At 35.3% G+C, this 20,902-nt stretch carries 16 protein-coding genes; 1 reads left to right on the forward strand and 15 read right to left on the reverse strand.

What is annotated here, in order from left to right:
• Nucleotides 1–14: 14 nt before the first annotated feature.
• The 8 genes from MTP08_RS08575 to MTP08_RS08610 form a co-directional block, all read right to left on the reverse strand.
• Complete coding sequence (locus MTP08_RS08575) at nucleotides 15–386, reverse strand: VOC family protein (protein ID WP_243575631.1); 372 nt, start codon at nucleotides 384–386, stop codon at nucleotides 15–17.
• A 4-nt stretch (nucleotides 387–390) separates the two neighbouring features.
• Nucleotides 391–636, reverse strand: a complete 246-nt coding sequence (locus MTP08_RS08580) for a hypothetical protein (protein WP_243575632.1) — start codon at nucleotides 634–636, stop codon at nucleotides 391–393.
• Complete coding sequence (locus tag MTP08_RS08585; protein WP_243575633.1) at nucleotides 605–865, reverse strand: hypothetical protein; 261 nt, start codon at nucleotides 863–865, stop codon at nucleotides 605–607. The genes MTP08_RS08580 and MTP08_RS08585 overlap by 32 nt, the downstream gene beginning before the upstream one ends.
• A 15-nt stretch (nucleotides 866–880) precedes the next feature.
• Nucleotides 881–1,336: a DUF1569 domain-containing protein gene (locus MTP08_RS08590; RefSeq protein WP_243575634.1), complete on the reverse strand. Its 456-nt coding sequence runs from the start codon at nucleotides 1,334–1,336 to the stop codon at nucleotides 881–883.
• 162 nt (nucleotides 1,337–1,498) lie between these two features.
• Nucleotides 1,499–3,823 carry a T9SS-dependent choice-of-anchor J family protein gene (locus tag MTP08_RS08595; protein ID WP_243575635.1) on the reverse strand — a complete coding sequence of 775 codons (2,325 nt, stop codon included), beginning with the start codon at nucleotides 3,821–3,823 and terminating at the stop codon, nucleotides 1,499–1,501.
• A 172-nt stretch (nucleotides 3,824–3,995) separates the two neighbouring features.
• Nucleotides 3,996–7,703 (reverse strand): Ig-like domain-containing protein, encoded by a 3,708-nt coding sequence (locus MTP08_RS08600; protein ID WP_243575636.1) that lies wholly within the window; start codon nucleotides 7,701–7,703, stop codon nucleotides 3,996–3,998.
• Nucleotides 7,704–7,946: 243 nt separating this feature from the next.
• The gene (gene dnaE, locus MTP08_RS08605) at nucleotides 7,947–12,617 is read right to left on the reverse strand and encodes a DNA polymerase III subunit alpha (protein WP_243575637.1); all 4,671 of its coding nucleotides are present in this window, start codon (nucleotides 12,615–12,617) and stop codon (nucleotides 7,947–7,949) included.
• A gap of 156 nt (nucleotides 12,618–12,773) precedes the next feature.
• Nucleotides 12,774–13,682, reverse strand: coding sequence for a DUF808 family protein (locus tag MTP08_RS08610; RefSeq protein WP_243575638.1), 909 nt, complete (start codon nucleotides 13,680–13,682; stop codon nucleotides 12,774–12,776).
• Nucleotides 13,683–13,987: 305 nt separating this feature from the next.
• On the opposite strand from MTP08_RS08610, the gene MTP08_RS08615 reads away from it, so the two are divergent.
• Entirely contained in the window at nucleotides 13,988–14,698 is a 711-nt protein-coding gene (locus tag MTP08_RS08615) for an alpha/beta hydrolase (RefSeq protein ID WP_243575639.1), read from the forward strand.
• 28 nt (nucleotides 14,699–14,726) lie between these two features.
• Here the strand turns inward: MTP08_RS08615 and MTP08_RS08620 are convergent, their stop codons facing one another.
• The 7 genes from MTP08_RS08620 to ubiE form a co-directional block, all read right to left on the reverse strand.
• On the reverse strand, nucleotides 14,727–15,446 hold the full coding sequence (locus tag MTP08_RS08620; RefSeq protein WP_209389402.1) for a DedA family protein: 720 nt from the start codon (nucleotides 15,444–15,446) through the stop codon (nucleotides 14,727–14,729).
• 86 nt (nucleotides 15,447–15,532) lie between these two features.
• Nucleotides 15,533–16,645, reverse strand: a complete 1,113-nt coding sequence (prfB, locus tag MTP08_RS08625; RefSeq protein ID WP_243575640.1) for a peptide chain release factor 2 — start codon at nucleotides 16,643–16,645, stop codon at nucleotides 15,533–15,535.
• A gap of 167 nt (nucleotides 16,646–16,812) precedes the next feature.
• Nucleotides 16,813–18,384: a ribonuclease Y gene (gene rny / locus MTP08_RS08630; RefSeq protein WP_209389404.1), complete on the reverse strand. Its 1,572-nt coding sequence runs from the start codon at nucleotides 18,382–18,384 to the stop codon at nucleotides 16,813–16,815.
• Between the two features lie 277 nt (nucleotides 18,385–18,661).
• Nucleotides 18,662–18,949 carry a cell division protein ZapA gene (locus tag MTP08_RS08635; RefSeq protein ID WP_243575641.1) on the reverse strand — a complete coding sequence of 96 codons (288 nt, stop codon included), beginning with the start codon at nucleotides 18,947–18,949 and terminating at the stop codon, nucleotides 18,662–18,664.
• Entirely contained in the window at nucleotides 18,949–19,251 is a 303-nt protein-coding gene (locus MTP08_RS08640) for a hypothetical protein (RefSeq protein ID WP_209389406.1), read from the reverse strand. Before MTP08_RS08640 ends, MTP08_RS08635 begins: the two co-directional genes overlap by 1 nt.
• Before the next feature lie 134 nt (nucleotides 19,252–19,385).
• Nucleotides 19,386–20,168, reverse strand: a complete 783-nt coding sequence (porT, locus tag MTP08_RS08645) for a type IX secretion/gliding motility protein PorT/SprT (RefSeq protein ID WP_243575642.1) — start codon at nucleotides 20,166–20,168, stop codon at nucleotides 19,386–19,388.
• A 3-nt stretch (nucleotides 20,169–20,171) separates the two neighbouring features.
• A complete protein-coding gene (gene ubiE / locus MTP08_RS08650) occupies nucleotides 20,172–20,834 on the reverse strand; it encodes a bifunctional demethylmenaquinone methyltransferase/2-methoxy-6-polyprenyl-1,4-benzoquinol methylase UbiE (protein ID WP_243577739.1) in 663 nt (220 codons plus the stop codon).
• Nucleotides 20,835–20,902 lie beyond the last annotated feature (68 nt).

Below are 20,902 nucleotides of genomic sequence, written 5' to 3' on the forward strand. Positions count from 1 at the left end.
AATTTACAATATTTCTATCTGTGCTGGTCTATAAGAATCATATTTCCGTCGGGATCTTTAAGATAAATATGTTCCGGTCCAGAAGAGTTTTCGTCTGCTTCTTTTTGCAATTCTACTTTATTATTTTTCAAATGTTTCTGAATTTCTCTTACATCATCAAAAATTTCCAAGTTTTGCGCATTTTCATCCCAACCCGGATTGAAAGTGAGCATATTCCCATCAAACATTGCCTGAAAAAGCCCGATAAGTGTGGTTCCGTTCTTCATTATAAGATAGTTTTGCTCTACGCTTCCACCCATTTCTTTAAAGCCGAGTATTTCATAAAACTCTTTAGATTTCAAGAGGTCTTTCACACTCAAACTAATAGAAAATGCACCTAATTTCATATTCTTACTGATTTTTAAGTTTAGTTTTAAGATTTAAATCTCCATCATAACTCTTCCAGTTTCCCACTAAATCAATAGTCTGATTTTCGATTTTTTCGGTTGCATTATTCCAGCGAAAGGCAAAGGTGAATTTACCGGAGAAAACACCAGAATGTTTTCCTTTATTTTCTTCTGCCAATTCGTAATTTCCGAACACTAATCCTCTTTTTCTACCGTCTTTATATTGGGGTAATGGTAAACTTACCTTCAAATTTTGTATAATTTAAATCTACCAAAGAGTAGCCGGAAACAAAATATTCCTGATCGTTTTTCTTATTCTGTTCCGAAATAGTAATTTTCAACTTAATCGGCTGGTTTTTGTTGCCAATTGTACCTATGTAAGGATTAGAATTATTCTGCCAAACATTGGAAATATTCGGCATTTGGGAAAATAGGAACTGAGCAATGAACAGTAATAAAAGAAATATTTTCCTCTTCATAAAATTACTGTAAAATTACACTCCAAATTGACTTAAATGATGATTGAGATGTTTCGCAAGCATATTATTCCATTCTTTTGACGATAATCTGCCGAAAGAGAAAGATTCTTTATCTTCAAACGCTGTAGCTCCCAATTGTTGGGTTTTTTGGATATATCCAATCAGTCTTTTCTTTTCATCATCAAAATTCTTTCTCTCTTTAATTATAAATTGGGGAGCGGTCGGAGAATCTTTCGTATAAGATTTTTCGCTTACAACCTTAGATTTCACAAAAGTTTTCAGTATAAATTTAGCAACTGTACCCGGCTTTTTATGTTTTTCGGGTTCGTAGATCATTTCGTAGGATACACAACAATGTGCCAACATCTGGTCGACAGTCATTCTCCCCCACAACCCATGAGTATCTTCAATTAAATTATTGATTCTGTTGATATAATTCTGTGCATCTTTTGCATCGAATACATTTTCCATGATAATTTACTCTTTTATAACAAATATATCAGTTTTTTTTCTTGTGTGAAATATCAGAATGATTTCAGTTTAAGAAAAAATATTTCTTATGATTAAGACACAAAAAATAGGAGCAGAATTTCTCCCGCTCCTATTATAATATTCAAAAAGAATGTTTAAAAATTATTTCTTGATTGCTTTTACAGTTTGCTTAGTACCGTCATTCATATGAAGAACAACCAAATACATTCCAGCATTCAATTCGCTTAACTGAAGATTAGCTGTTGGTTTTTCGAAAGATTTCACCAATCTTCCAGCAACATCCATCACAGAAATAGATTTTATATTTTTAATGTCTGAAATATTCAATACATCAGTAAACGGGTTTGGATATACTTTAATATCGTTTTTAGTCTTAACAACTTCTGATGTTGATAAACTCGCATCATAAGCAGAAACTTTGAAAGTTCCGTTGTTAGTAGCACTGTAATTCCAAACTCCAATTAAGAGTGTTTCTCCAGGAGTAATAGAATTAGCAGATGTTAAACTAAGTTTAGAAAACGATCCATCGTCTGAGCTATCGTCATCACAACCAATTTCTACGAGAGATCCACACGATCCGGAATATACTCCAAGAACTGTATCGGTAACTGAAGATCCTGCATCTGAATTTGTTTCTATAGTAATACTACCACTTGCCGGGACAACAACTTTATACCAAGTGTCCGCATATCGTATGGTTTGACAAGTTGTTGTTGCAGTAGCATCACTCGTAAGAGTAGCACCAACAGTGGTTCCTACAACAGAATTCTGAGCAAAATTAGCTCCAGGAGTTAAAGTAGTTGCATTTGAACAATTATCATTTACAGGAGGTGTTTTAAATGTACCTGTTATCCAATTACTATTAGATGTAGTTGTACAGTTAGTTCTTATCCAATAATAATAGGTTGTATTTGCTACTACAGATGGTAAATTAACAGATGTTGCCGATGTAACTGTTCCTGCTGTTGGAGCTGTATTCACTGTTGAAACATAGTACTCATAACCAACTCCTGGTACAGGAGATACTGATGACCAGTTTAAAGTAGCTGTATTGTATGTTAAATTTGTAATTGAGGAAGATGATGGCTCCGAACATGCCGGCTTAAGATCAATATTAATATCATCTAAATATATCTGATTCATATCTTCGTCCGAATATGCCTGAAAGCCAAAATAATAAACCCCTGTTGTAGCTGGAGTAAAATCTACAAAATCATTGGTAATAACACCGCCAATTACACTAGGATAATCTCTAAGCAGATTAGTCATTCCGGCAGCGTTATTTGTACTTCCGTAAGCTACTTTCATTTTTTCGTTATATTGATAGCCAGTGGCATTAGAAAACTTATATTTTATTCTGTAATTAACACCAGCTGTTAAATTGATTCCCTGTGTAAAAAACCAAGTATCTGCTGGTTCATTCGAATTATATGAATAATTTAGAACATTACCATTGAAACCAGCTGGTACAGTAGAAGATTGAGATATATCTTGCGTTTTCCAAATATTTCCTAATCCATAATTTACCGCAGTAGTACAACTTGGTAATGATGGAGCAGTAACACCATCAAAATTTTGAGCATAAGGAATAGTAGTTGAAACACAAGGAGTATTAAAGGTAAGAGCTCCTATCCAATAACCCTTATCTGAAGTAGAACATACAGATCTAACCCATACATAATAAGTACTATTAGCAACCAAATTAGGCAAATTTGCAGATGTGGTATTAGATGTTACCGAATTGGTTGCATTTAATACAATTGTACTTGTAGGAAATGTTGATGAAGTACTATAATAAACTTCATATCCATTCGCAGGAACTGTTGAAGGTGCAGTCCACGATAATAGTGCATTAGATGAAGAAATATTTGATGCCGCAATTCCTGATGGTTGCAAACATGTTGGGGGAGCAGATTGTGAAATTGCTACATTATCGAAATAATAAAATGAATCTCCTGAATTATCAGAAATTACATTAAACCTCACATAAAAAGTTGCTGAATTTGGAGGTATAAATGTAAATGTCTTTGTAGCACATGATGCGCTTTCTGTGTGATTATTTTCATCGATTGTATAAACAGCTGTCCAAGGTCCTGATAAACTCGATGCATATTCTACAGATATACTTCCAATTAGGTTAGATGCTGTTGGACTACCAGGACCTGACCATGAATAATCCAATACCTTATAATCAAAAGACATTGTTATTTGCCCCTGATTATTTCCAGTCATCTGAGGGGAAGTTAACTGCCCAGCGTTCCCATAATATCTTTCTCCTCTAATAGTTCCACCAGATGAACCACAAATTTCGGAAGGATCTGTTATATCCTCAAAAACATCTCCAAACAATTTTTGAGAAGAGGTCCAGCCATTAAGACCAGAAGCTGTCCAGTCTTGTGTGTATGACACCTGAGCCATCATAAATACTCCAAAAAGTATTTGACTTAATAATAAAATTTTCTTCATATAAATTTTTTTTGAATTATTTAATAAAATTATAAAATAACAATGAAGTCAACAATAAAAAATAAAAAAAATATTTTTTTATTAATAAAAATTTAAAATCATAAAAATATCTACATTTTACAATAAAAAAGGTGGCCTTCTCAGACCACCTTTAGTATAATAACTTTAAAAATTATTTTTTAATTGCTTTTACAGTTTGCTTAGTACCGTCATTCATATGAAGAACAACCAAATACATTCCAGAACTCAATTCGCTTAACTGAAGATTAGCTGTTGGTTTTTCGAAAGATTTTACCAATCTTCCAGCAACATCCATCACAGAAATAGATTTCACATTTTTAATGTCTGAAATATTCAACACATCAGTAAATGGGTTTGGATATACTTGAATACTTTCTTTAGCAACAGCTTCAGAAGTACCTAAACATCCTACAGAACTAACAGTAGCTGTAACCATTTGTCTTGGACCTTCACAAGAACTTGAGAATTTCCAATTATATATATAATACCAGTAATTTGTTCCTAAACTGAAATTATTACCAGTTACGTTAATTGCAGATGATGTGTATGGGTAATTAGCACCCTCCGTATTTCTATTTAAATTAATTGCCACACCTGTTCCCTGACCAATTCTATACCCTGTACCTACAGATAATGGGTAATTTAACACAATTGTCTGTGCAGTATTACCTCCAGTCACTGTAACGGTATAAGGAATATTAATTAATGTTACACCTGCACTATTACGAATTTCGATTGCAGAATTAGCTCCTACAGCAGCTGTAGGAAATACATCAATACTTACTAAAGTGGTTGGTACGGTAACATCGAATATTTGATAGTATGTTGTAACATCATAACTTGTTGCACTGATGCTTGATAATGCACTTGGATTTACAGGACCTACATCACCTGACACTCCATTAGATTTAGCTGAAGCATAATAATTAGTAGTCGTTGATAAAACTGGCGTAGTATATGTTAATCCCGTACCTAAAACTGTACCTGCAGTCGCTGCATCATACCATGTGATAGTAGCTCCACTTTCTGCAGTTGCTGAAAGAGTTGCTGTATTACCAGGACAAACCGTTGTTCCTGTAGTAGAAAGCAAAGCTGGAGGTTGACATAATGTTACAAAAGTTGCTACTGAAGTCCAAGAACTTCTATCAGGACCATTACACACCGATCTTACCCAAACGTAATATGCTGTAGAAGGAGATAATCCACTTATTGGGGCTGAAGTTGTTAAAGAGGTTACTGAGTTTGTCGCATTTAAAGGAGTTGTAAATGTCGGTGCTGTACTCGAAGAACTATAATACACCTCATATCCATTAGATGGAACTGTAGAAGGAGCAGTCCAAGTTGCAGTAGCTCCAGACGTTGTAACACTTGAAGGAGTTATTGCCAAAGCAGTAGGAACAAAACAAGTAACTACAGTTGTGAAATTCCTTTCAGAACATCCTAAAGAGGTACTTGTTGCATTATATCCATTAATTGTATAAAAATATTTTAAACCATTATTTAAAGGCGTTGGTAAAGTATAAGTAAGAACATTACCTACATCAAAAGCATTTAAAACATCATTACCACCAGAAGTAGTTCCAATTGTAATCTTATATCCAGTTGCATTAGCACTCGCTGCCCACGTAAAAGTAGGAGTAACAGAAACTCCTGTTGCTGCTGAAGCAGGAGCACTTACACTTGGACAAGCCGTTAAAGTAGTAAATGTTCTTTCAGAACAACCGGGAGTAGTACTTGTACTATTGTAGCTATTTAAAGTATAATAGTATTTTGTTCCTAGAGCCAAAGAATTTGGCAAGGTATAAGTTGTTACGTTACCTACATCGAATGCATTTAAAACATCAGTTCCTCCAGATGTAGTTCCAATATTTAATTTATAACCTGTAACTCCTGTAACAGCAGCCCAAGTAAATGTTGGCGTTAAAGATACCCCAGTTGCAGCTGAAGCAGGAGCACTTACTGTTGCACAACCAGCTGTAGTAAAGCTTCTTTCCGTACAACTTAATGAAGAATTATAAGAATTATAAGCATTTAAGGTATAATAATACTTTGTCCCAATAGTTAAAGATGTTGGCAATGTATATGTTGTAACATTCCCCAAATCGAAAGCATTAAGAATATTATTACCACCTGGAGTTGTACCTATTGTTAACTTATAACCTGTAGCATCAGTTACAGCTGTCCATGTAAAAGTTGGAGTAAGCGAAACATTTGTAGCAGAAGATGAAGGCGCACTTACAGAAGGACAATTTAAGTTTTTAGTTGTAAAAGAAAATTCTGTACATCCTATAGCTGTACCATATGAATTGCTTGGTAAAACTTTTACATAGTATAATTTACCATACAATAATGGAGTTGTACTAGGTATTGTATAAGTAATTACATTACCCACATCAAAACTATTAAGAATATCAGTACCTCCAGGAGTCGTTCCAAGATTTATTTTGTAAGAAGTTGTCCCAACAGATGAAGTCCAACTTATTGTAGGAGCAAGAGCAACTCCAGTAGCATTATTAAGAGGAGCTGTAATAGTTGTACATGCAGGAGGAGTGGTATTTATTGATATATTTACATTATCCACATAGATATCACTGCCACCATTATCTCCAGTTGCCAAAAATCTTAAAATCGCAGTACTACTTACCGAAGGTAAAACAAAATCTTTGGTAGCCCACGTATCCTGAACTCCTATAGAAGAACCAATATTCGTAAAAGTATTTCCGCCATCCGTAGATAATTGAACTTGTAAAATATCAGTTCCTGAAGTATTAAGGTAATTAAATGTTAAAAGTCTATCGCCAGAATTTCCCGAAAGATTTACGTATAAATCCATGTATCCAGATACATATAAGCAGTTATAAGAATGGAATCTGGCAGCTGGTGTTACTGCAGGTGCAGAAACTGTTGAAGATCCTCCAACACCACTCCATCCTGAAGCACTTGTAAAACCACTATCGGTAATATCACTCGCTCTCCAAGAATTATCACCTCTTGAAGGCCAAGTTCTCCAATAGGTTGCATTTGGCAAGTCTGCAGTAGAGTTACCATTTACCCAGTTAGAAAAATTTTCGGTAAAAGGAATGGTTGCATAGGTAGTTGGAGCAGCTAACCAAGTTCCTGGGCTATAATTAAACGTTAGTCCAGATGCTGGTATCGTAACTCCTCCAGTAGTTCCAAATGTTACTGTAGAAGTTGTTGATGTACCAACTGCTGTTGAGGTCCAATCTGCCCCGGTCCTATTATTAAGATCAGATGCTTCCGCTCCCTTTAATCCAACCTGTCCTGTTGCAGTTGCACTTCCCGAAGCACAAGTTCCATAAACAATAGCAATAGAATTATTTGACGAATCTAATTGAATCTGAAAATTAAGTAATTGAGAAGAAGAACCTCCGCTTACTTTAAGATCTGTAAATTGTACTACAAATTTAGAACCAACTGTTTCATAAGCAATTTCGGAAGTTGTAGTATTAGCATTTACTAAATTGGCAGAAAAACCTGCTATTGCACCTTCTATGGTATTTGGAGCAGACGAATCAGTGGAAAGACCTGTCGTAGTTGAAGCTAAACTAGACGTTGCTCCAAAAGTAACAAACCCATTGTTGCTAATATAGACAGAATTGTAAGTCTTCCCATTATACTTAAAAGATGGTATTGTTACCAAACTAGAAATACCATCAGTGGAAAGGGCAGATCCAGACTGCCAAACAGTTCGATTTGCCGAAAGCGGCGTGTAGGTACCAGATGTTTGCGAAAATCCATAACCATTGTTAGCATTTGGATTTACCGCAGTAGGTGGTCCTACCTGTGCATATACTCCAACGCTGAGAGCTAACATGCACGTTAGTAAAAGTTTTTTCATACTCAGTTAAATTAAAATTAGGTGGCTAATTTAATAAAAATTAACATTACAATTTAAATAAATTATTATTTTCTTTAAAAATTTACTATAACAAACTCAAAAGCATTAAAAATTTACTAAACATTTGTTTAATTCTATGATAAACAATCATATTCTATTTATTAACAATTAAATTAATTTCAAATAAAATCGCAGTTCAAAATAATCTGAACTGCGATTTATATTTAATATTTTAGAGATACATTAATTCAAATAAAACTCATACTTATTTAAAAGCTGAATCTCCTTTATAAGATCTCCATTAAGATCGACAGACTGTTTCATAGATTGTAATTCTATTTGAGAGTCATCATCATTGTTTTTAATAAAAAACTTAATTTTCTGTGAACCTTGATTTCTCTCCAGAACAGTACGGAAAAAGTTTAAATCTTCCGGACGGAAATCCATCACATCCATTACTAAAGAAATACTTTTGGCGTATTTTTCAAAAGCTTCCTGTAGCTCAATTACCTCATTTACATTCACAAAAACTCTTCCGTCTTTTACCTGTGCAAATTTTATTTTTAAAATAACAAACCGCTGTACTTCAAGCTTTTCTTTCAGTTTCATATAATCTCTATCGCCTAATCTGAAAGAATAAGATCCTGAATAATCTTCCAAGGTAAGAAAAGCCACTTTTTCACCACTTCTGAAACCGTCTTTTACCACATATTCAGTTATTAAGCCTGCCACAGTATATTCTTTTCCGCCACCGCCGTTTTCTCTTTCTTTCTGAATTGTTTTCCAGTCTTTTTTCTTTTCTTCAAAGAGTTCTTCCTGTTTGTTGGCAAAAGCCTGCTCTTTATAAGTATCAACCTCATCCAGATTCAAAAATCCGAAAATACCCTTTGGTTCTGCTTTTTTAGTGATTTCTTCAATAATTTCTTCCTCTTCTCCCGCCACAATATCATCCGAAATAATTTCTGCTAAATCTGTTAAATCTTCCGTTTTATCCTGCTCAATAATCGGAACCTCCTCAATAATAGGTTTTATCTCCTCACCTTTTTCCAATACTGCATTTTTAGACAGTTGCCCCTGCATAAACTGGAACTGATATTTGAATTCATCAAGCGGATGTGCCGAAAGGTAGAAGCCAATAATTTCTTTTTCTTTATTGAGCTTATGCATGTTTGGCCACTCCGGACAAGGAAGCAATTTTGGCTGCTCAATCTGAACTTCTTCGGCAAAATCGGCAAAAAGAGAATTCTCCATTTCGTTTTTACTTTCCTGAAAACTTTGTCCGTAACGGATCAATCTTTCTAAATTGGTTCTTCCAGCCATATCAATATCAAAATACTGACCGCGGTGATAGGCATCCAATTCATCAAAAGCTCCTGCCAAAACCAAACTTTCGGCTACTCTTTTATTCATTTGGGAAGGTAAAATTCTTTCAAAAAAATCATAAATATTTTTGAATTTTCCGTTTTCTCTTTCTTTCGTAATCGCTTCACTTGGTCCCTCTCCAATTCCTTTAATCGCTCCAAGACCAAAACGGATCTGCCCTTTTTCGTTTACAGAAAATTTATACTGAGATTCATTCACATCAGGCCCCAAAACATCTACACCAATATTTTTACAGTCTTCCATAAACATGGTAATAGAGTCGGTATTGTTAATGTTATTGCTCATTACACTCGCCATATATTCTGCCGGATAATTGGCCTTCAGATAAGCAGTCTGATAAGCAATGAAGGCGTAGCAAGTAGAGTGAGATTTGTTGAAAGCATATTCTGCAAAGGCTTTCCAGTCATTCCAGATTTTTTCTAAACGTTCTTCATTAAGGTTATTTTTCCTTCCGCCCTCAATAAATTTCGGGTACATTTTGTTCAGAACGTCTATCTGCTTTTTACCCATTGCTTTTCTCAGCGTATCGGCTTCACCTTTGGTAAAGTTCGCCAGTTTTTGAGAAAGAAGCATTACCTGCTCCTGATAAACGGTAATACCATAAGTTTCTTTTAAATATTCTTCGGTTTCGGGTAAATCGTAAACAATTTCCTCAATTCCGTGTTTACGGTTAATAAAATTCGGAATATATTTAATAGGTCCCGGGCGATAAAGGGCGTTCATAGCAATGAGATCGGCAAAAACCGTAGGCTTCAGTTCTCGCATATATTTCTGCATTCCCGGACTTTCATACTGGAAAATCCCGACCGTTCTTCCTTCTTTAAAAAGCTGATAGGTTTTTGCATCATCAAGCGGAATCAAATCCGGATCAATATCAACATTATATCTGGCTTTTACCAGTTTTAAGGCATCTTTTATAATGGTTAAAGTTCTGAGCCCCAAAAAGTCCATCTTCAAAAGTCCTGCACTTTCTGCCACCGAGTTATCAAACTGAGACACCAAAATATCAGCATCTTTTGCCGCAATGGTTACAGGAACCAAATTACTTACATCTTCAGGTGTAATGATGACCCCGCATGCGTGAATTCCTGTATTTCTGATGCAGCCTTCCATCTTTTTGGCACTTGCCAACACATCGTGTCGGGCATCATCTGGAGTATTCAGAACGTATTTCATCTCATCAACGAGCTGCTGTTCTTCCGGCTTCAGTTTATCATATTTAGATAAAGCTTTGGCAATATTCATCCCCGGACTTGGCGGGATAAGCTTCGCAATATTATTGGTATCGGGAATCGGCACATCTAAAACTCTTCCGGCATCCTTAATTGCCGATTTGCCACCCAAAACAGAATAAGTAATAATCTGCGCCACCTGAGTTTTACCGTATTTTTCTACCACCCATTTAATGATTTTATCTCGACCTTCATCATCGAAGTCAATATCAATATCGGGCATAGAAACCCTTTCCGGATTCAAAAATCTTTCAAAAAGAAGATCGTATTTTATAGGATCTACATTGGTAATCCCAATACAATACGCAACGGCAGAACCTGCTGCAGAACCACGACCGGGACCTACCCAAACTCCCATTTTACGGGCTTCGTTACAGAAATCCTGCACAATCAAAAAGTAACCCGGATAGCCCGTATTGGCAACTACTTCCAGTTCGAAATCAAGACGTTCTTTTATTTCGGGAGTAATTCCGGTTGCTTCGTATCTTTTTTTTGCACCTTCGTATGTTAAATGAGTTAAATAGGCCATTTCGCCCCGCTTTCCGCCATCTATATCATCTTCAGGATGAATAAACTGTTCCGGAATATCAAATTTCGGCAAAAGAACATCTCTTTTTAAAGTATAGGGTTTAAATTTAGCCGTAAATTCTTCATATGCCTCAAAAGCATCGGGATAGGCTAAAAATGCTTCTTTAATTTCATCAGAATTTTTGATGTAATACTCGCCTGTCGCCAAACCTCTTCTTTTACCAAAACCTTTACCTACAGGCGTTGTAAGCTTCTCTCCGTCTTTAATACAGCTTACGATATCCTGAATATTGGCATCATCTTTATTGGTATAAAAAGTTTCGTTCTGAGCTAAAATTTTAACACTGTATTTATCTGCAAAATGAAGTAAAACATCATTCAAATGTTCTTCTTCGGGCAGCTTGTGATTTTGAATCTGAACATAGAAATCATCTAGAAAAGTATCTTTCCACCATTTGAAAAGCTCCTCTCCTTTCTGTTCACCAGTATTGAGAATAGCATCCGGAATATCCCCGTGAATCCCCGATGTTAAAGCAATAACTCCTTCCTTATATTCAGCAATAAGTTCACGGCTGATCCTTGGAACTCCAAAATAAAAGCCTTTGAGAAAACCGATACTTGAAAGTTTAGCTAAATTTTTATATCCGTTAAAATCTTTTGCCAGCAAAACCACCTGTGTTCTTCTGTCCGGATCATCTTTGGTAAACTGCTTCTGTTCGTAGCGGTCTGAAATGTAAAATTCGCAGCCTACAACCGGTATCAAAGGTTCTGAAACAGGTTCTTCTTCATTAAATTCTTCTCCCTTTTCTTCTGCTTCCTGTTTTTTTACCAGATATTCTTTATGCTTTTTCGCCCGGTCACCATTCGCACCTTCTATTGCCGAAACAAACTTGAAAGCCCCCATCATATTCCCCAAATCTACCATTCCCACAGCAGGAAAATTGTCGTCTGCGGCTTTTTTAATTAAATCATTAAAACTAGAAGTAGCCGTTAAAGTAGAAAAAACACTGTGATTATTAAAATTAAAATATTTTCCAAGATCAATATCTTCAACACTTCCAAAATCCTGTTGCTTTTTCTTACTGTTGAAGTCTGCAACCTGCCTTCTGATAACAATATTGAAAGGCTTGATCGGATTGGGATAAAGCGTTTTAAAATAAGAGAGCTGATCTTCAGAAATTTTTAAAATCTCCGCCGGAATTACCCCGATTCTCATCATTTCAAAGAAAACCTGAGCCGTTGCATTAACATCGGCAGCCGCATTGTGAGCTTCATCAAATTTATGACCGTATAGTTTTTCATACAATTCTTCCAGTTTGGGAGATTTGTAACGTCCACCTTTTCCGCCACCAAGCTGACAATAATCTGTCCCCAGAATCATGGTATCGGCTTTAGGCTTTTCCTGAAGGTTATCCTTTATATTTTTTCGGTAAAACTCGGCTCCTACGATGTTATAGTCAAACTCCACATTATGTCCGGAAACTACTCTTACTTTTTCTAAAACTTTAGAAAATTCGTTAAGAATTTCTTCCAGATTGCGACCTTCTTCCTGAGCAATTTTGGTGGTAATCCCGTGAATTCTTGCCGCGTTGAAAGGAATATCATATCCTTCCGGTTTTATGATATAATCCTGATTTTCAATTAAAGTTCCGTCATCATCATGCAGCTGCCATGCAATCTGCACCATTCTTGGCCAGTTATCTGAATCCGAAAGAGGAGCGTTGAAATTCTTTGGTAAACCCGTGGTTTCTGTGTCAAAAACTAAATACATGTAACTTTTTTCTAGCTTTTTATTTTAAAAAAGAGAATGTAAAGTTAGGGTAATTTTTCAGTTATAACAATATCTGGATGTAGTCTTCCAGACTAAAACTGCAATAAAAAATCCTCAAACCATACGGAATGAGGATGTATCAGTATTTTAGTGAATTTAAACTTTTTTGGTAGCCAGAGTATATATTTTTTTTCCAGCACTTATCAAAATCAAAGCTATTAAACCGCCTGTAAGACCGTAAATAATATGTTTAAGCATTTCATTCCAATCTGGTAAAACATGATGAAGTACGGCTATATTATGATCGAAAATTCCCCCTGCAACCAAGATTAAAGCAATAGTTCCGACTACGCCCAAAGCCTTAATCACGAAAGGAAGAGCTTTTACAAGCAAATGTCCTAATTTACTTATTATACCTTTATCGTTACTTTTTTTAATCAGTTTAAAACCAGCATCATCCATTCTAACAATGAGTGCGACAATTCCATAAACCCCAATCGTTGCAATAATGGAAACAATAGAAACGGTAACAATTTCCACTAGAAAAGGATCAAATTGAGATTTTAAGCTTTCGTAACCTGTTTTTGCAGAAGCAAGTGCTATGATGACGATTTCCAGAGAAAGAATAAAATCTGTTGTGATGGCAGATTTTACTTTTGTTTTTTCTGCAACTTCGCCATCTTCCACAACATCATCCGATTCTTCTATAACTTCCTGTCCTTTTTTCTCTCTGTGAAATAAAAATTCTACAATTTTTTCTACTCCTTCGTATGCAAGGTAAAATCCACCAATAATTAAAATAAAACTAATTGCCGGAGAATAGAGCCATTCTAAAAGAAATACAAAAGGTATAATAATCAATTTATTGATGAATGACCCCTTCATAATCTTCATTAGTACCGGAATTTCTCTTGAAGATAGGAAACCGGTGGCTTTTTCTGCATTTACCGCAAGATCGTCCCCAAGAATTCCTGCTGTTTTTTGGGTTGCAATCTTACTTGTAACCGCTACATCATCCATTAAAGCAGCAATATCGTCTAAAATTGCAAAAAAACCTGAAGCCATATTTTAAGTAATTTTTAATCTTTGTTAATACCCCGCAAAAGTATAGATTTTTTTAGGATAAATTTTAATTTTGGCAACTTTTCGATTCTGTTTTCAGCATAAAAGATTGAATAATTCCTCATTAGAAATTATAGTTTTCTTTATATCTTTACTTAATGAAAAAACTGGTTCTGAAATTCCCTATTATTTTTTTAGGATTAAGTGTTTTTATTTTGAATTCTTGCAACACAAAATTTCGGGTTTGGGTGGGAAATAATAGTCAGAAAATCTACAATTTGAAATATGGCGAACATAAACGCCAAAAAATGGACATTTTTTTACCCGCAGAATATTCTAAAGATTCTCCTGTCGTTTTGCTTGTGCATGGTGGTGCATGGAAATACGGACGCAAAGAACACATGATTAATATTCAGAAATTGTTGTTTGAAAATAGCATTCCAAGCATCAACATCAATTACCGTTTGGTTTCTAAAAATATTACTTACAGAGATCAGCTAGAAGATATTCATTCAGCGATTGAAAAATTCAATTCTCTTTCGGAAAAAGCCGAGCTTCTTCCAAATCATTATATCATTTTGGGCGAAAGTGCAGGAGGACATCTTGCTTTGCTTTACGGGTACAGAAACCCAGAAAGAATTAAAAAAATCATCTCTCTAAGTGCGCCCACAGACTTCTATTCTTCAGAATATTTGCATTCTTTTTATTCCAGATACACTTCTAGAACTGTACAAAAAATGGTAGGTTCGAACTTTAACCGAAAAAATCTCTCGGAAGAATTCAAAACAGCAAGTCCGATAGCAAATATCAGTAATGTTCCGACTCTATTATTTCAGGGAAATCAGGATTTTTTAGTGAATTACAGACAAGGTTTAGCATTAGATTCTGCTCTAACTGAAAAGAAAGTTCCCCATCAATTTATTTTTATGGATAAAACAGGGCACGCTCCGAGATTTTTCAATAAAAAAAAGAGAGATACCATTATATATCCCGCAATTTTGGAATGGATAAAAAAATAACCCGCAAAAATGCAGGTTATTCTATTTTTTAATCTTCTTCTTTATCTATAAGCTCTTCCAGTCTTTCGTCTTCAAGTTTTGGATTTCCTTTTGGGGCTCCAAATACAAATTTAAGAATAACAGGGACAGTGGTAATAAGAACAATAACGATAATGATAAATTCCAGTTTATCCTTTAAATCTATTCCAAACTGAGCTCGGAAAAGTTCATTAAGATAATGTCCGGCAAAAATCAGGATAAAAGACCATAATATACCCCCAATGATGTTATCTCTTACGAACTGTTTTCTGTCCATCTTTACAATCCCTGCAACAATCGGCATAAAAGTTCTTACAACCGGTAAAAATCTAGCCATTATAATTGCCAAAGCCCCATTTTTTTCAAAAAAATCGTGAGCCTGATACAAATATTTCTTTTTGAAGAGCATTGTATCTTTTTTATTGTACAAAGCAGGACCTGTTTTACGCCCGAACCAATACCCTACCTGATTACCAACAATTGCAGCAAAAGCAACCGCAGAAGATAATAATGTAGTATCTAAAAAATCACTACCTGTAGAACCAAAAGTTTCTTTAATAATTTCAACGGCGTAAATTCCTGACACGAAAAGCAGTGAGTCTCCCGGTAAGAAAAACCCAATAAATAAACCTGTTTCGGCAAATACGATGAATAAAATAAGCCAAAACCCTCCCATTTTAATATAAAGTTCAGGGTTTAATAAATCTTTCCAACTATTGATATCTTCCATAAATAATGATGTGTAGCAAAAATAAGCTTAATACTCTTGAAAAGGAAATATATTAGCATATTTTAACGAAAATTCTTATACCAGATTTATAGGTCTAAATCGTCTTCTGAAACCGCTGTTCCGTCTGCCATTAAAAATGCTTTTAAAAATGGAGTAAGGTTACCATTCATTACCGCATCTACATCGGAGGTTTCATAACCCGAACGGACATCTTTTACGAGTTTATATGGATGCATCACATAATTTCGGATCTGACTTCCCCATTCTATTTTCATTTTATTGGCTTCAATCTCGTTTCGGGCTTTCATTCTCTCTTCAAGTTCCATTTCATATAACCTAGAACGCAACAACTGCATGGCTTTTTCTTTATTCTGAAGCTGAGATCGAGATTCTGAATTTTCGATGATAATTCCTGTAGGAGCGTGACGAAGACGAACTGCTGTTTCCACTTTATTTACATTCTGTCCTCCAGCTCCGGAACTACGCATGGTTTCAAAAGAAATGTCTGCAGGGTTAATATTAATTTCTATGGTATCGTCTACCAAAGGATAAACATATACAGATACAAAACTGGTATGTCGTTTCGCATTAGAATCGAAAGGAGAAATTCTTACCAAACGGTGTACTCCGTTTTCGCCTCGTAGATATCCAAAGGCAAATTCACCTTCAATTTCCAGCGTAACCGTTTTTACCCCTGCAACATCACCTTCCTGAAAGTTCAGCTCACGTATTTTATAGCCTTGTTTTTCTGCCCACATGGTGTACATTCTCATAAGCATCGAAGCCCAATCGCAACTTTCAGTTCCCCCTGCACCCGCTGTAATTTGTAAAACAGCAGACAACTCGTCGCCTTCATTAGAAAGCATATTTTTGAATTCTAAATCTTCTATTTTTTCCAAAAGCCAAGGAAAAGACTCGTCTAGTTCTTTTTCGGATTCGGGATCTTCTTTGGCAAACTCTATTAAAACCTGCAAATCTTCAAACTGAGTATTGATTTCTTCGTAAGCTTCCACCCATTTCTTTTTAGAACGAAGCTGTTTCAAAAATGCTTCTGCCGTTTTAGGATTATCCCAAAATTCGGGAGCAGCTGTTTTTTCGTCATCATTAGAAATTTCAATCTTCTTTTTATCAATCTGAAGGTATCTGTGAAGATCTTCTATTCTTAGCTGAGTATCTTTTATTTGTTCGTTATTAATCACAATTATGATTTTTTGCAAAAATACGGATAAATTAGAATTGAAAACTTCAATATGAATAATCACTCAATTTGAAGTTCCTGCTCGTTAAAATCCGTTATTAATTATAATTTCTAAAAAAAATCCTTTCAAATTTCTCTGAAAGGACTCATATTATTTTGTAACCTGAATTATCGAGCAATATTTACGGCTCTGGTTTCTCTGATCACCGTAACTTTTACTTGTCCCGGATAAGTAAGTTCATTCTGAATTTTCTCTGAAATATCGTAAGAAAGCTGTGCTGCAATCTCGTCATTTACTCTGCCACTTTCTACCATAACTCTCAGTTCTCTACCAGCCTGAATTGCATAAGCAGAAGATACTCCTTCAAAACTTAAAGCTGCAGCTTCCAGATCTTTCAATCTCTGAATATATGATTCTAAAACCTGACGTCTTGCTCCCGGTCTTGCTCCCGAAATAGCATCTGCAACCTGAATAATTGGAGATAAAAGAGAAGTCATTTCCACTTCATCGTGGTGTGCACCGATTGCATTAACAACTTCTGCATTTTCACCATATTTTTCTGCCCACTGCATTCCCAATAAAGCATGTGGAAGTTCAGACTCCTGCTCCGGAACTTTACCAATATCATGTAATAAACCGGCTCTTTTCGCTAATTTTACATTCAGGCCTAATTCAGCAGCCATTGTTGCCGCAATATTGGCAACTTCTCTTGAGTGCTGCAAAAGATTTTGCCCGTAAGAAGAACGGTATTTCATACGACCAACAATTTTCACCAATTCAGGATGCAAACCGTGAATACCTAAGTCTATAATCGTTCTTTTCCCTACTTCTATAATTTCTTCTTCTATCTGTTTTCTTGTTTTCTCTACAACTTCTTCAATTCTTGCAGGGTGAATTCTTCCGTCTGTAACCAATCTGTGAAGTGATAATCTTGCAATTTCTCTCCTTACAGGATCGAAACATGAAAGTAAAATTGCTTCCGGAGTATCATCTACAATAATTTCTACACCTGTAACAGCCTCCAAAGCACGGATATTTCTACCTTCTCTACCAATAATTCTACCTTTTACTTCATCAGATTCAATATTGAACACAGAAACTGAATTTTCGATTGCCTGCTCTGTACCAATTCTCTGGATTGTCTGAATTACAATTTTACGAGCCTCACTCTTTGCATTTAGCTGAGCTTCTTCCATGATGCTCTGAACATGTGCCTGAGCTCTTGTTTTGGCTTCAGCTCTCATGGTTTCTACCAATTCTGCCTTAGCTTCTTCTGCTGTGTAGTTAGAAATTCTTTCCAGCATTTCTACTTTTTTAGCAGTAGCAGAATCAAGTTCATGCTGTTTTTTCTCTAAAATTTCATTCTTTTTTGCGTAATCAGCAATTTGCTTATCCAGATCTTTTTCTAGTTTTCCGGTTTTACTAAGCTCATCATTCAGCTTATTTTCTTTATCTTTAATACGCTTTTCCCCCTCCTGCATTTTCTTTTCTCTTACCTGAATGTCTGCATCATGCTGAGATTTAAGTTCCAGAAACTTTTCTTTTGCCTGGAGATGTTTTTCTTTTTTTATGGATTCTGCCTGTACTGTAGCTTTATCCAACAAATTATCTGCATTTTTCTTTGCATCGTCTATAATAAATTTTGCCTTGGTATTCAGCGAACTTTTAGAGAAAACCATCCCTATTACCGCTCCGATTACCAGACAAATAACGCTTATAATAATAGCGGTTGCTGTCATAGTATATATTGAGTTTTAATTGTCTAATTGTTTATTGATATTGTATAAATTAAACATTTTCGCAATGTTATATTTTCATAAATACCCACAAAAAAACCTACAGTAATCCAGTGATATAGAGTAAACTCCTAATCAACACGATTTGAACTGATTTCCACTGTCTGTAATCCGGAATTCCGGCACGCCATTCAATGGACATTTGTTCGGTAATTGTTTAGCGTTGAGTTTACCTTTAATGTGTTAGAATTACTGTAGGCAGATTTTCTTGGGAAAATTACTAATTCCCAAATTCTTCCAGAGTCTGATTTATGTTTTTCAATCGTTCGCTGGAAGATTTTATATTTTTTTCATGATTAAGACTCACCACTTCAGCATTAGTTCCCAACTTAAGGGCACACATAGCCAAAGCATCCTGTTTATCTCTTACATCAAAATTTTGTTCAAAATCTTTAATCATATTTTCTATTTGCTTCCCCACTTTGCGTAAGGTTTCTTCCTCGGCTGCGGGTACGTTCAGAGGATAAATTCTTCCTGCAATATTAATGGTTATTCTCCTTACCTCCATTATAATCCGCTGTTTTGAAGCTGCGCAATACAAAAGTCTACTTCTTTCACCAATCTGTTGATATGGTTTTTCATGAGTCTGTTGTGTTCAGGATTTCCTGATATTGCCGAATACAATTTTATATTTTTCTGTTCTTCTGCTAATACCTGATTTTTCTTTCTTTCCTCTTCATATTTCTTTTTCAGTTCTTGATGCTCCTCGCTGAGATCAGAAAATTTTTCAGAAAGATTCTGATAACTTTTCTGAAGATTCAGAATCCTTTTTTCCAGTTCTGAAAATTGAGTTTCTAGTTCTTGAAGCATTTCAGGCTTTATATTCTAACTTATAGCAAAAATAGGAAAATATTGCCATCAATAAAAATAAATATCTCTATATTTTGAAAAAAACAAAAAAGGAGATGCCAAGCAACTCCTTTTATTATTAATTTTTTGTTATTTTATTCAAACTTCAAAACAAACATTACTGCTCTTGTCTGCAAAGTAGAAATTGCAGCAGACCAATATGGCGGCGTTGTAGCATTATCTGCTACCATTTCGTTATTCATGAAGAAAGTCCCTCTAACCGCTGGAGTTAACTTAAATTTATTGAAATAAAACTGAATTCCCATTTCTGCAGACCACGCAAAGTTATGCGTTGTAGACCTGAATGTCTGCTGTAAGTTATCATCCGGAGAGGAAGAATTCGACTGTAAATTAACGATATAATTTACACCACCTGCAATGTAAGGTCTAGAATTATACCATCTTTCTCCATGGAGTTCTAAAAGTACAGGAACATCTATTAAAGTTGATTTAATCTCTCTTACTTTGTCTTTATCTTGCAATGCAATAGGAATAAACGGTGCGTTTTGAGGATTCCCGTCTTTGTAAAAATCGTTGGTCTGTGTATTAAAAGTAAGTTGTCTTTGGGCAAACTGCAAACCTGGCTCTACTCTTACATCCAAATAGTCATTCAGTCTGAATTTGGTAATTAAACCAGCACCAAAACTATAACTTTCTTTAGATTTTACCAATGTATGATTATCGTACATCCCATATCTAGGATCCAGCACAATGCGATAATCCATTTTATTCCCGTTCAAAAAGAAACCCCAACTGAACTTTTGCTGGTCGAATTCCTCCAGCCTGTCCATCCTGTTACGAGTTCTAAATTGAGCGTCTGCAAAAACTGCAATATTTACTGAGGTCAAAACCAGAGCTTTTAATAGAAATTTATTCATAGGTTATTTTGTTGCTTTATAAATTGTGGCTATACCTAAACTTAGCTTTTTATATTCTACTTTTTTAAATCCTGTATCTGTAAGAATCTGTTTCATTTTTTCTCCATACGGGAAAGCGTTCACAGAATCAGGAAGATAAGTATATGCCATATTGTCTTTAGAAACCAGCCTGCCAATTGCAGGAAGTATGTTTTTAAAATAAAACATATAAAAAGGTCCTAAAAATCCTTCTACCTTAGAAAATTCAAGAATATATACACTTTTATTTTCTTTTACCACTCTTCTTAACTCTGCCAAACCTTTGGTAAGGTTCTCAAAATTTCTCACTCCAAAAGCTACAGAAACCGCATCAAATCTATTATCTTCGAAAGGTAGTCCCTCTGCATCACCCTTTTGCATGGAAATTTTGCCGTCTAAATTAAGTTTTTTTATTTTAATAACGCCAACATTTAACATTTGTTGCGATAAATCTAAACCAACTACTTTTGCACCGGTTCCTTTTTGTACTGCTATGGCAAGATCACCAGTTCCGGTTGCTACATCCAAAACCTCTCCGGGGTTATCTTTTTTCATCCACTTCACCAAAACATTTCTCCAGAGCACGTCTATTTTCATAGACAAAACATGGTTGAGCAAATCGTATTTAGGCGCAATATTGTCGAACATATCCTCTACCTGACTTTTTTTGCTTGAGTCTGAATTGTAGGGAGTAACTTGGTTGATATCTTTTGTCA

This window comes from Chryseobacterium oryzae (assembly GCF_022811665.1).
GTDB classification, from domain to species: domain Bacteria; phylum Bacteroidota; class Bacteroidia; order Flavobacteriales; family Weeksellaceae; genus Chryseobacterium; species Chryseobacterium oryzae.